Raw genomic sequence first — 13,357 nt, 5'->3', positions numbered from 1 at the left:
AGCTCAAATTCCTAAATACGATCTAAGTATAGCTTATTCTGAAATATCTATGCTAATTGATGACACGCCCTAGAACCATTGCAGATAGGATCAATAAAGATAATCGTATTGAGTATAACGCTGGTAATGCAAGCGGAAAATACTATGATCAAGCGACACAAAGCCTAAAAAACTTTTCTGAACTTGGAGCGGCTAGTGGTGGTGATGGCTCAGCAGTTGAGTACTTATTCAATGAGCGCTATACCTTACAGCCCAAGGAGTGGTATGAGAAAACTCAAGGAAAGTAAATGATAGCAATGGCAGTATATGGTTAATAGGATACTAGATAACAGTGGTGACAGCTGTGCCAACTAAGAGAGCTTGCATAATAGCAATCGCAATCGCAACTGCAAAAGCCATTTAAAGATAGCGGCATATAATAAGATGAATGACGATAAGGCACTGCATATGAAAAAACTGCATATTAACAGTAGGGCGAGCATGCCTGCTTATGCCAGTGTACGTGGCTTCACGCTCATCGAGCTCATGGTCGTCGTCGCAATCATTGCGATACTCGCTGCGATTGCGCTTCCTAGTTATCGACAATATGTGATCAAAAATGCAGAACGTGAGGCACAGGCAAAGATGCTCCAACTAGAGATAGAACTGGAACAGTGGCGAGCAAGGGCACTGAGCTATCAAGGGTTTCAACCGAAAGTTATTAATAGCTCGACCAATGACGTTACCTATGCTTATGCAGAAAGTGACAATAAAACTATTTATGTACCAAGCGGTAGTACAGCCGCTAACTACCGCTATAAGATTACTCTTGTCGATGGCATGGATACAGATAAGTCACTGGTCACTAGCAATGATGCTGATGATCCGGTTGATAACGCCATTGGACGCTCATGGAAGATGCTGGCTGAAAAAAGCAAAACTGGTATTACTAAAGACGCTAATAATTTCGTTCTAACTAGCGAAGGGTTACGCTGTCAAAATACGAATGATATCGAGATTGATAACATTGATAGTTTAGGCTGCGGTACGGGTCAAAAGGAGTGGTAATGCTAAAAAATACCAACGGCTTTACACTGATAGAGCTGATGATCGTCGTCGCCATCATCGGTGTGCTCGCGGCTATCGCTTATCCCAGCTATCAGCGCTATGTCATCAAGACTAAGCGTACTGATATGATGAGTGAGATGCAAAACATCGCCTCAGAAATCGAAAGCCGTAAACTGGCGCAAGGTAGTTATAGTGCTATTAGTGCAGGTGTCAAAACAGATTTTGCTACCGCATACCCAAGGCAGGGCACTCAGCTATATGATGTGACCATAACGGATCCACTCGTTGCTAAATGGATAATTACTGCCGCCCCTAAGCCTAATAGCCAAGTAATTAAGGACGGTACACTAACTTTGAATTATCAAGGTATTAAATGTCGAGGTAGTGTCTGTGGTACTGGTAAAGAATGGAGTGAGTAGAAAAGCGTCATAAAGAGATGGAAGCTGACAAAAATCGTCAGCTTCTATTACCTTTCTCTACTAATAATGGGTATACTGACAATTTTTAGCAGTACTGGCGTAACATGAATTACTAGTTGTAACGTATATAAGCGCAAAAAGTGCTGTATTTAGAGGTGCTATGAGATTAAAGCTTACTAAATAACCAAAATAATGATCATTCTTAATTTTGGCATAATAAATGCAAGCTTTATAGCAAGAGAAAAATTTATTATATCCCTAAAGATAAAACAGGCTAATTGCTATTTATCTTTATATACCCCAAAAGGAGTTCATATGAACACTGCTCAAAAAGGTTTTACCCTAATCGAACTCATGATCGTTATCGCCATTATCGGTATCCTAGCTGCGATCGCACTGCCTGCTTATCAGGACTATAGTACACGTGCTAAAATTTCTGAGCCTTTATTGGCTGCATCTACCTGTCGTACAGCAGTATCAGAAGCCTATCAATCTGGAGGAGCTTTACCAGGTGCCAATGCTTTTGGCTGTGAAGTTGGTGAAGCAGCAGTTGCGGAAAGTGCTGCTGATGCAGGTGACGGAAAAGTTGCAAATCCATCGACTAAATATACTGAAACGGTAGCCACCGATGCAAATGGTGTTATTACAGTAACAACAACTACAGGTTCAGGCCTAGGAGACGCTGAAGGCAAGACCTTCATTTTGACACCTTTGAACGCTGCTGGTAATGCAATGGTAGGAACTGGTGCGAATAATGATTTAGGTAAAACTGTTAATACTTGGAGATGTGGTCCTGGTACTATTGAAGCTAAATACCTACCAGCAACTTGCCGTGGTAACTAATTAAGTAGCAAGCGTAGGCTGGGCTTCTAGCCCAACTCACATCATGCAAAGTTACCATGATGGTCAAAATGCCCAGCCTACAAAGATTCTCGTTTCATATCAAAAAGCCAAACATCACGTTTGGCTTTTTTGTATTTAAAATAAGTGAAACCCTGAATGCGTCAATTTTTGGAGATTTATAAAATGTAAAACGCTGGATTAAAGCCACAGCCTACGAGATATGCATTAACGTTAGTATTCAAACAAACAAAAAGGCTGAGCAAATGCCACAGCCTCTAAATTTTTAAGAGCAGTTTTAATTAACAACCTACTTCTCTAAATACTGAATCTTCCCTTCGACACCATCCCACTTTGCCGCTTCTGGCAGCTGGCCCTTCATCTCGGTGATGTTAGGCCATTTTTGCGCCAGCTCTTCGTTTAGCTGAATAAACACTTCTTGCCCTTTTGGTACTTCATCTTCTGAGAATATCGCATTGGCAGGACATTCAGGCTCGCATAACGCGCAGTCGATGCACTCATCAGGATCGATGACGAGGAAATTCGGTCCTTCATAAAAGCAGTCTACAGGACAGACTTCCACACAGTCGGTGTATTTGCAAAGAATGCAGTTCTCTGTAACGACAAAGGTCATAGTACTGTCTACCTGTTATTGGATTGAGCGAAATAGAATAGATGAAAAATAAGGCACATTTTAGCGCTTTTGAGATAATTTAACAATTCCCTTTAATAACTAATGATTTCCTTCAAATGATAGAGTAAATCATGTGCTTGCTTTGGTGTTAGGCTGTCAGGGTCGATAGCCTGTAGCTCATCTTGTACGCTAAATAGCTGATTTTGTTGTAGAATATCTGTATTTCTTTGTTTTTTATCAAGATTCCCGATGTTTGATTTCTCTATATCACTATCATAAGTCTGCTGGCGTTTATCCTTTACCGACTTAGCTAATTCATTTTTGTCATCATCAATACTTTCGTTATCTGGTTTTAGATTATCTATGCTTAAGTTATCTACTAAATAACGCTTGGCATCATTAAGCACTTGAGTTGGGATACCCGCCATTTTTGCCACATGTAATCCAAAGCTGGAGCTTGCCGCACCATCTTTGATTTGATGCAGCAGTAACAGTTGACCGTCGATCTCACTGGCGGCGACATGGACATTACGGATAAACTTACCATTACTGCCACTACTTTCTTTAGGGTTTTGCGCCAATTTTGTCAGCTCAAAATAATGAGTGGCAAATAATGTCAGGCAGCCAATCTCTACCAATCGATTAACGCAAGCATGAGCGATTGCCAAGCCATCAGTGGTGGCTGTACCGCGTCCCACTTCATCCATCAGCACTAGCGATTTATTGGTCGCTTGATTGAGAATATTAGCGGTTTCAATCATTTCCACCATAAAGGTTGACTTACCGCCCGCCAAATCATCAGCTGAGCCAATACGGGTAAAGATACGGTCGATATCACCAATATGTGCACGCGCTGCTGGTACAAAGCTGCCACAATGCGCGAGTAAAACAATCAGCGCGGTTTGGCGCATATAGGTTGATTTACCACCCATATTAGGGCCAGTAATCATCAACAGTCTTTCAGGGTTTTCATAACTGCCTAATGCGCAATCGTTAGCAACAAAATGGCTAGTATGTTTCGCAGGATTATTTTGATGAGTATGAATAGGATTTAATGCAGCTTCTACAACAACATGACGACCTGCTTTGATATCGATACTGGTTTGAATGCCAGTATTCGAGCTATCTGTATTCTCCGAATTATTATTCATGACTGGACGCTGCCAGTTATAAGTGATCGCAAGTTGCGCCCAATTACTGAGGACATCTATCTGGGCGATAGCAGCGCTAAGCTGTTGTAATTCAGCTAAATGGCTACCTAATTGTATCAATAGCTCATTATACAGCTGCTTTTCGCGAGTCAATGCTAAGCTTTGCGCGCTTAGATATTCAGTTTCGACTGTTTTTAGCTCGTCAGTGATGAATCGCTCGCTACTTTTCAGCGTTTGCCGACGGATAAAATGCGTTGGTGCATTCTTTGCCTGCATTTTAGGCAACTCGAAATAAAAACCGCTGACCTTATTAAAACCCACTTTTAGGCTGGGTAATTGGCTCTCTTGACGCGCACGTTCTACCATCTCATCCAGTGTTACTTGGATATTGTCATGCAAATGGGTAAGGCGATCAAACTCTGCATCATAGCCTGCGGCTAACATGCCACCATCACGAATATGCGCCGGTGGCTCTACGATAATAGCTCGCTCAATAAGCTCGGCGACGGATTGTACGGCAGGTAACTGCGCAGGCAATTGCTGCATTAACATCGGCAACAGTCCTGCCTGCTCATGGCTGATACCCGCATTCGTCAGTAGCGTCGTAAGCTGGGCGCTACTAGCAATACCATCAGCCAATTTGCGCAAGTCACGCGGCTTGGCGCTCATTAGCCCAATACGACTACTGATACGTTCCATATCCCCGATGGCGTTTAAGGTTTCGCGCAAGCTGGTAACTAATAAGATATTTCCCGAGCATTGCTCAGACTGTTTATCAGTATTTAACAAGCTAGTTATCGCATCTAAACGCAAGTTAATACGCGAATGCTGACGCAGTGGGCGTTTCATTTGCTGCACGAGTAAGCGTCGACCCATCGGCGTTTGACAATGATTGAGCACCGATATTAATGACGTACCATTACTACTAACGGGCGTAAATAGCTCAAGGTTTTGCTGGCTATTGGCATCAATGATTAAATAGTCATCATTATATTCGACGATAAGCTGGTTAACTTGTGGTACATGACGCTGCTGGGTTTGTCGTGCATAGTGAATAAGCGCCGCACAGCTAGCCTGGGCAAGTGGTGCATCGCTAATACCAAGCCCATCAAGACGCTGAACCTCAAACTGTTGGCACAAAGTTTCGCTGGCATGCTCACGGTGGAAGTCATTGCCCGCAACTTCAATAATAGGGCAATTAAGATGTTGACGTAGCCATAGCAGCCACTCTTCGCTGATATCACCATTACTGTCACTCAGCGCTTCACTAATAATACATTCGCTTGGCGCAAAGCGTGCCAGCACCGTGAGCATTTGGGTTTGTAAAGATTCAATATCATCTTGATTAGCGCTGATCGTTTGCGTCGTCAAAGTCCCAGCGGCTAAATCCATTTGGCTAACGGCAGCTTGCACAGGTTGTTTGCTGTTCGATTTAGGAGTCTCGATATCAATAGCGACGACAGTCGGGGTGTGATTGGGCGCAATGAGTGCATCGTCAGTAATAGTCCCTGCGGTCAGCGTTTTGACCACTTCACGGCGCATAATAGTGCCAGCAGTAGATTTGCTCTTATCTTTCTTCTGCTTATCGCCCATCGTCGGAGCATTGGACGGGTTATTTGCATTGTCAGTGCCAGTAGCTGATTCATCAATTTGTTCACAGACAACGACGGTTTGCCCAGCAGCGATCAATCTTGCCATATAACTATCTGCAGCATGAAAAGGGACACCTGCCATCGCAATCGTATTACCTGCTTTATCTGTACCTCGACGGGTTAAAGTAATGTCCAATATCTGTGCCGCGCGTTTGGCATCCTCAAAAAATAACTCGTAAAAATCACCCATCCGATATAACAGCAAAGCTTGAGGATAGTTAACCTTCATATTGAGATATTGCACCATCATCGGCGTATGATCTGCCAAGTGATAGATGGCATCACCTATGACTAATGAGTCAGAGTCAACTGGCACAGATTTTGAAGTGGGTTTACTAGGACTGTTATTTTGAGCAGAAGGTTTAACTGGCATGCAGAATCTCTTAAGTTGTCTTTTTTATTTATTAAATAGGGGTGTTTAAATAAGTTTGGTTAGATAGAAGGCTTTAGATATAAAGGCTAATAATAATCGGTTCAAAATAAAATAGATCATCTAAAAAGTGTGCTGGCAATAAGCAAAAAAATTGAAAAACATAGGTTTATAAGTGTTATTTTAACACGTCCTATCACCTTTTTACGTCGGCAAATATCTGCTAACTGCCCTTGTATCCATCGCCGTCATAACCATATATAATGACGTCACACTTAATTGGGCGATATTTTATTGGACGGTCTTAAATTGGACAGTAACCAGCCAAATAATTAAAAAAACAGCGAGTAAAGCGTTGTCATGCGCACTAATTATCGAATATTTCCATAGGTCAAAAAATTATGTTATCAAAGATTATAGGCAGTGTCGTTGGCACCAAAAATGAGCGTGAGCTTAAACGCATGCGCAAAGTGGTCAGCAAAATCAACGCATACGAGGCTGCGATACAAGCCCTGTCTGATGAGCAATTACAACAAAAAACTGAAGAATTTAAAGCAAGACACCAAGGCGGCGAAAGTCTAGATGCCTTATTGCCAGAAGCGTTTGCGGTTTGTCGTGAAGCGTCTTTACGGGTTAACGGTATGCGTCACTATGACGTGCAGCTGATCGGTGGTATTACCTTGCACGAAGGCAAAATCGCTGAGATGAAAACTGGTGAGGGTAAAACCTTGATGGGTACCTTGGCGATGTACCTCAATGCCATCAGTGGCAAAGGCGTACATTTGGTGACGGTTAACGATTATTTGGCGGCACGTGATGCGGAATTAAACCGTCCCTTATTTGGCTTTTTGGGCATGACGGTTGGCGTGATTTACTCGCAGCAACCACCACAAGAAAAAGTCAATGCTTATCAAGCGGATATCACTTACGGTACCAATAACGAGTACGGTTTTGATTATTTGCGCGATAACATGGTCTTTAGTTTAAAAGAGAAAAAGCAGCGCCCGCTAAACTTCTGTATTATCGATGAAATTGACTCTATTTTAATCGATGAAGCTCGTACGCCGTTGATTATCTCGGGTCAAGCTGAAGATTCATCACGCATGTATGCGCTGATTAATACCATTATTCCTGTGCTTATTCGCTCAAAAGACGAAGAAGCCAATAAGAATAATGAAGAAGAAGATTTCTGGATTGATGAGAAAAATCGCCAGATTGAGATTAGTGAAAAAGGCTATGAGAAGATTGAGCGCTTCTTAATCCAAGTCGGCGAGCTTGGCGAAAACGAAAGTCTTTATAGCCCAAGCCGTTTGCCATTATTGGCTCACGTACAAGCAGCGATTCGCGCCCATCATGTCTTTGTGAAAAATATCCATTATATTGTCGATGACGGCGAAGTGGTTATCGTTGATGAAAACACCGGTCGTACCATGCCTGGTCGCCGCTGGTCAGAAGGTCTGCATCAAGCCGTTGAAGCCAAAGAAAATGTTGAGATTCAAGCCGAAAATCAAACCCTTGCAACCACCACATTCCAGAATTTTTTCCGTCTGTATGACAAACTGTCTGGTATGACGGGTACCGCTGATACTGAAGCAGCAGAATTTAAATCAACCTATGATTTAGATGTCATTGTGATTCCAACGCATGAACCGATTGCTCGTGTCGATATGGATGACCAAATTTTCTTAACCAAGTTAGGCAAATACAAAGGCATTATCCGCGAGATTCAAGAGATTCAAGCAAAAGGCGCGCCAGTATTGGTTGGTACGGCAACGATTGAAGCCAGTGAAGAATTGTCTTATCTGCTCGATCAAGAAGGCGTTAAGCATAATGTGCTAAACGCTAAGCAGCATGAGCGTGAAGCTGAAATCATTGCTCAGGCAGGTAGCCCAAAATCGGTCACGATTGCTACCAATATGGCAGGTCGTGGTACCGATATTATCCTTGGCGGTAACTGGCAATCGTTTATTGAAGATATTGATGCGGTTAGCCCTGACGAAATGGCGCGTCTAAAAGCCCAATGGCAAATCAAGCATGACCAAGTCGTTGCGGCTGGTGGTTTGCATATTATTGGTTCTGAGCGTCATGAATCACGCCGTATTGATAATCAGTTGCGTGGTCGTGCGGGTCGTCAAGGTGATCCTGGGATGTCACGTTTCTTCTTATCACTTGAAGATGACCTAATGCGTATCTTCGCCGGTGACCGCGTCGTGAATATGATGCGTGCCATGGGTCTCAAAGAAGACGAAGCCATTGAACATAAAATGGTCTCAAAGTCGATTGAAAACGCCCAAGGTAAAGTAGAAAGTCGTGATTTTGATGCGCGTAAAAACCTACTGAAATACGATGATGTGGCCAATGATCAGCGTAAAGTCATCTATGGTCAGCGTGATGATTTGTTGGCAGAGATGGATTTGTTAGAGGCCATTAAAATCATGCATCAAGAAGTCTATAATGCCATGATTAACCAGTTTATTCCGCCAGGCTCTATCGATGATCAGTGGAATATCGATGGGTTAGAGGATGAGCTTGAGAACGAATTTAAGATTGCAATGCCCATTAACGATTGGCTTGATGAAGATCGCCGCCTAGATGAAGAAGGCTTACGAGCCAAGATCATCGAAACAGCATTGGATCGTTATCACAGTCGCCGTGAGCAAATGGGCGAAAAAGATGCTGCCCAGCTTGAGCGTCATTTTATGCTGCAAAGTTTAGATAAGCACTGGAAAGAGCATTTAACCCAGATGGATCAGCTGCGTAAAGGTATTCATCTGCGTGGTTATGCACAGAAAAACCCTGAACAGGAATATAAGCGTGAATCATTTGAGCTGTTCCAGATGATGCTTGGCGCGATCAAGTCTGAAACAGTACAAGACTTATCACGTGTGCATATCCCAACCAAAGAAGAGCTAGAGGCGTTAGAAATACAGCAACGTGAAAATGCCGCTCATATGCAAATGCAGTTTGAGCATAGTGATATCGATAATATGGACGGCGGTGTGGAAAGAGCAGCAGTGCAAAGCCGCAATGTCGTTGGCGGTGCTACGGGTGCTGGCGTAGCAGGTGCTATGGCGGGCAGTAGCGATGATACAGACCCATATGCTGGTATGAATATCAGCCGTAACGCCCCGTGCCCATGTGGTTCAGCACTTAAGTATAAGCAATGTCATGGCAAAATCTAAACCTAGCTAACATTCCTTAATTAAAAAGTCCTTATCGAAATAGATAGGGACTTTTTTATGCACTGAGGAGTGATGGTTGAATAAAAATATCATCTACATTGTATTGATTACTTACAAATTCAATGTAGGCGCGCATTTGTGGACAGGCTATAGTGTTTAGCATAATTATTTGGGAGAGCATGATGAATGTAGCATTATTAAAACAGTGGCGTCACTCTTTGGTTGTTACGGCATTATTGGCAGGAGCCTTGTCTATAACAGCCTGTCAGCCAAAGCAAGAAACAGAGCCAAGTTTAGAAGAGAGTATCAGTGAAGAGCAGGCTGTGCCTATGTCTGCTGAACCTGCAGAGCCAAGTGATGTAGTCGTAGATGCCCCCGCTAGCGAAGTCGCAGATGATACCGTAGCTACAGTAAATACTGGCGTCAATCAAATAACGTACTTGTGCTCTCCTGAGCTAGAAGTCGAAGCGACTTATAAAGATACGGATAGCCAAGTGGTACTTGCAACTGCTAAAGGTACTGTCACTTTGACAAAAACCAATGAAGCCAGCAATCCTGAAGTATTTGAGGGCGCAACGGCTATCGATGGGACGACAGGCTTTGTACAATGGCGCGTAGCCCATAAAGATCGCGAAACAGGTGTAATGCGTACCGCTGGCACTGACACTACTAACGTCACTACTTATGAATGTAAAAAGACTCAATAATGGCTAGAACGTTGATGGATAATTTAATATAAAAAAAGCAACGTTCGCGTTGCTTTTTTGCTTTTGCTTTCCACAAAATTCGAAATTCGACAGTTTATCTCTTATGAGCCGTATTTTGTTCATGTGCCAAAAACCCTTCTTCAGTAACATCGAGTTCCTCATGTTTGAGTTCGACTTCAATGCTGTCAGTATGCGTATGTGTGGTTTTTTCAATGGCTATTTCTTGGATAACATAAGTGTCCTTAGTAATGGTTGCGATTTGACGCGATAAGACAATTTCAATAGGCGCATCGCCAATCTCAACTTGTGTGCCATTGATAGTAACGACGGCTTTACTGTCTAATGAAGGCTCCACATGACGCAATATGTCTTTATCATCATAGTTCCCTGACAATAGATCCTGACTTTCGGCATCCTGATAATCGGTACGTACCGTGATATATTCTTCTACCAGCTCAATAGGTACTTGAATAGTTTTGGTGCGAAAATGCTTGGTGACAGTTACTTTACCAACATCCAAGCGCTCTTTATTGACTACTGGGCGCTCTTCTAATAATTCTAGATAACCACCGTTATTGTTATTAGTATCAGGTAGATTTTCTGAAATACTTTCTTGTTGATTGCTTATTATTGTTTGCTTCTGACTATGATCAGATGATAACAAGTCAGATGAGGTTAAATCATCTTGCGTGCCACTAGCGGTATTATTGGTAAAATCAGGATAGTTGGTATTAGGATAGTTATTTTCATTATTAGCATTCATGGTTGTTGTCCTTATTATTGTATATAAAAAAAGACCAGAGACGAGCTCTGGTCTTATCTACTGAGCAAATCACTCAGTGGCTAATGGCTGTCGTATAGTATTGATTTAAATAGTATATAACAATATCACAAATACTATTTAGATTACAAAGGCATACGAATGGCTAGCCTATTACATACCACGAGCGCGGCGTACATCTTCAGCAGTGATATCATCACGGGTAAACAAATTGCCATCACGATCAATCACGTTACCATTATTATCGACATCTAGCTCTTCACGTTGAATAGTATCTACGATAGTCTCAGTATGACGCTCTGTCGTTTTACCAACATTCACTTCTTCTGTGACATAGGTCTCTTTATTGACATGAGCACGCTCAGCTTCTAGCTCAACTTCGATCGTATTATTGCCATCGATATCACCGATACGGCGTTCAGTTGGGCGATTAACGTTGGTGCGTTCAATATTGGCATGCTCTTCTTCCAAGTCAACATTGACGTTACGCTCTTCAGTCACGACATGTTTACCGACTTTTACCAAACCTGCCACAATACGATCTTTATTAACAGTCAGACGTTCTTCTAATAGCTCTAACGTATTTGGTGCATCGTAATTATGATCGGCAATTTCCATACGCTCAGCTTCTGGGATACTGTCAGCGACAAATGCCTGACGGTCTCTTTCATACTGTTCTTTATAGCTATATTGATAATCATGGTCATAGACTTCCATCGCTTCGACCTGCGATTTGGTTAAGCTATCAAAGAATACGTCATCACCAACGATACGTGCTAAACCTGCTGGTACCAATACTTCTTTTGAGCTAAACCAGCCACCTGCATCGACGATTAAGTAACGAATGCGACCAGTCGTATCTTCTACCAATGCGCCTTCGATTTTACCGATTTTTTCTTCATTAACACCAAAAGCAGTCTTGCCAGTTGGGTCATAATAATCATCGCCGATCAGATCACGGTGAGTTGCTTGGATATCTCTTAAACGAATAAGTTGGCTCATTATTATCTTCCTTTTGTATGAATAAATTTCTTTTTATAAAATGGTTTATTGATATTCTTATATGAACTGTTATTAGATAAACGGTTCAATCAATAGTATTTATTATAGCCAGTCGCTATCTCGACTTGTTGTTATCGTAACAGGACGATTTGGCACGAGATATATAAGCAAGGTAGCAAAGTGTGCGCTTGACGTAAGGGTGTGTAATAGGCTGTAAAGAGCATAATCACTATATAACCTTTAAGTTAAGGCTTTCCTACGCTAATACGTTTAAGCAGACGGGTGTTAATATTTTGATATAAAAAAACCGCATTGCTCAAAGCAATGCGGTTTTAGATTCTAATAATAAGCTAAATATTTACAGCATACCGATCATTTTAAAATAGTTTAAGCCAATTCGATTGCTACTGCTACTGCTTCGCCGCCACCGATACATAGTGTAGCAACGCCTTTTTTGCCACCAGTACGCTTTAGAGAGTTAATAAGCGTCACTAGGATACGAGCGCCTGAACAGCCCACTGGATGACCAAGGGCACAAGCACCGCCTTCTATGTTTACTTTAGCATGTTCGATGTTTAGCTCATCCATTGCTGCCATCGTAACCATGGCAAATGCTTCATTGATTTCCCATAAATCGACATCAGCGACTGACCAGCTAGCACTCGCCAATACTTTTTCAATTGCGCCAACAGGGGCAATAGTGAACTCGCTTGGATGACGAGAATTAGAGGCAGTCGCAATGATACGCGCTTGATACTCTAGACCTTCTTCTTTGGCTTGTGACTCTTTCATCAATACAACAGCTGCAGCACCGTCTGAAATAGAGCTGGCGTTTGCTGCGGTGATGGTACCGTCTTTTGCAAAGGCAGGACGCAAAGTAGGGATGCGCTCAGCATTAGCAAGGGCAGGCTGCTCATCGGTATCAACCGTTTGTTCGCCTTTACGAGTTTTGAACGTAACTGGTTCAATCTCATCTTTGAAATGATTGTCTTTGATCGCTGTAAGTGCACGATTTAGCGACTCAATAGCAAAATTATCCATTTGTTCGCGCGTATAGCCTTTTTCATCCGCCATTTCTTGTGCAAATTGACCCATTAGCTTGCCCGTATCGGCATCTTCTAGACCGTCTAAGAACATATGATCTTTGACTTCTTTATGTCCCATGCGATAGCCACCACGCGAACCTGGCATGATATAAGGCGCATTGGTCATCGACTCCATACCGCCAGCAATAGCAACCTTAAAGCTTCCGGCTTTGATACCGTCATGAGCTTGCATAACTGCTTTTAGACCTGAGCCGCACAGCTTATTGATGGTAACTGCACCCGTCGCATCAGACAAGCCAGCTTTGCGCATCGCTTGACGCGCAGGACCTTGACCCAAACCTGCGGTTAAGATACAGCCCATAATAACTTCATCAATATTATCAACATTAACGCCTGAACGCTCAACAGCTGCTTTGATAGCCGCTGCGCCCAAATCTGTGGCGCTTATGTCTGTCAATGCGCCTTGGAAGCCGCCCATCGGGGTGCGAGCGCCGTTTAAGATTACAATTGCATCATGTGACATTGT

Annotated in this window: 11 protein-coding genes; 6 read left to right on the top strand and 5 right to left on the bottom strand. The window is 42.6% G+C overall.

What is annotated here, in order from left to right; all coding sequences use genetic code 11:
• Window positions 1-59 precede the first annotated feature (59 nt).
• The 4 genes from JMX89_RS11880 to JMX89_RS11865 all read left to right on the top strand — a co-directional run bounded on the left by JMX89_RS11880 (window position 60) and on the right by JMX89_RS11865 (window position 2,309).
• Window positions 60-287 (top strand): hypothetical protein, encoded by a 228-nt coding sequence (locus JMX89_RS11880; RefSeq protein WP_201551649.1) that lies wholly within the window; start codon window positions 60-62, stop codon window positions 285-287.
• A gap of 160 nt (window positions 288-447) precedes the next feature.
• Window positions 448-1,047 carry a prepilin-type N-terminal cleavage/methylation domain-containing protein gene (locus JMX89_RS11875; RefSeq protein WP_320157817.1) on the top strand — a complete coding sequence of 200 codons (600 nt, stop codon included), beginning with the start codon at window positions 448-450 and terminating at the stop codon, window positions 1,045-1,047.
• Window positions 1,047-1,466, top strand: a complete 420-nt coding sequence (locus JMX89_RS11870; RefSeq protein ID WP_201551647.1) for a type IV pilin protein — start codon at window positions 1,047-1,049, stop codon at window positions 1,464-1,466. Before JMX89_RS11875 ends, JMX89_RS11870 begins: the two co-directional genes overlap by 1 nt.
• Window positions 1,467-1,781: 315 nt before the next feature.
• A complete protein-coding gene (locus tag JMX89_RS11865) occupies window positions 1,782-2,309 on the top strand; it encodes a pilin (protein WP_201551645.1) in 528 nt (175 codons plus the stop codon).
• Between the two features lie 307 nt (window positions 2,310-2,616).
• Here the strand turns inward: JMX89_RS11865 and fdxA are convergent, their stop codons facing one another.
• The gene (gene fdxA, locus JMX89_RS11860; RefSeq protein WP_201551643.1) at window positions 2,617-2,940 is read right to left on the bottom strand and encodes a ferredoxin FdxA; all 324 of its coding nucleotides are present in this window, start codon (window positions 2,938-2,940) and stop codon (window positions 2,617-2,619) included.
• A gap of 92 nt (window positions 2,941-3,032) precedes the next feature.
• Window positions 3,033-6,116 carry a DNA mismatch repair protein MutS gene (gene mutS / locus JMX89_RS11855; RefSeq protein WP_201551641.1) on the bottom strand — a complete coding sequence of 1,028 codons (3,084 nt, stop codon included), beginning with the start codon at window positions 6,114-6,116 and terminating at the stop codon, window positions 3,033-3,035.
• Between the two features lie 398 nt (window positions 6,117-6,514).
• Here mutS and secA point away from each other — a divergent pair, with 398 nt between their 5' ends.
• Both secA and JMX89_RS11845 read left to right on the top strand, forming a co-directional pair.
• Window positions 6,515-9,295 carry a preprotein translocase subunit SecA gene (secA, locus tag JMX89_RS11850; protein WP_201551638.1) on the top strand — a complete coding sequence of 927 codons (2,781 nt, stop codon included), beginning with the start codon at window positions 6,515-6,517 and terminating at the stop codon, window positions 9,293-9,295.
• A 182-nt stretch (window positions 9,296-9,477) separates the two neighbouring features.
• Window positions 9,478-10,002, top strand: coding sequence for a hypothetical protein (locus JMX89_RS11845; protein ID WP_201551636.1), 525 nt, complete (start codon window positions 9,478-9,480; stop codon window positions 10,000-10,002).
• Window positions 10,003-10,096: 94 nt separating this feature from the next.
• Here JMX89_RS11845 and JMX89_RS11840 read toward each other — a convergent pair whose 3' ends face one another.
• The 3 genes from JMX89_RS11840 to JMX89_RS11830 all read right to left on the bottom strand — a co-directional run bounded on the left by JMX89_RS11840 (window position 10,097) and on the right by JMX89_RS11830 (window position 13,354).
• Window positions 10,097-10,765, bottom strand: a complete 669-nt coding sequence (locus JMX89_RS11840; RefSeq protein WP_020442633.1) for a YsnF/AvaK domain-containing protein — start codon at window positions 10,763-10,765, stop codon at window positions 10,097-10,099.
• Window positions 10,766-10,936: 171 nt separating this feature from the next.
• A complete protein-coding gene (locus tag JMX89_RS11835) occupies window positions 10,937-11,785 on the bottom strand; it encodes a DUF2382 domain-containing protein (RefSeq protein WP_020442634.1) in 849 nt (282 codons plus the stop codon).
• Between the two features lie 387 nt (window positions 11,786-12,172).
• Window positions 12,173-13,354: a thiolase family protein gene (locus JMX89_RS11830; protein ID WP_201551634.1), complete on the bottom strand. Its 1,182-nt coding sequence runs from the start codon at window positions 13,352-13,354 to the stop codon at window positions 12,173-12,175.
• Window positions 13,355-13,357: the final 3 nt, after the last annotated feature.

This window comes from Psychrobacter sp. DD43, assembly GCF_904846555.1.
Classification (GTDB): domain Bacteria; phylum Pseudomonadota; class Gammaproteobacteria; order Pseudomonadales; family Moraxellaceae; genus Psychrobacter; species Psychrobacter cryohalolentis.
The sequence above is the reverse complement of the archived record's forward strand: the minus strand, read 5'-3'. Positions and strand labels throughout refer to the sequence as shown.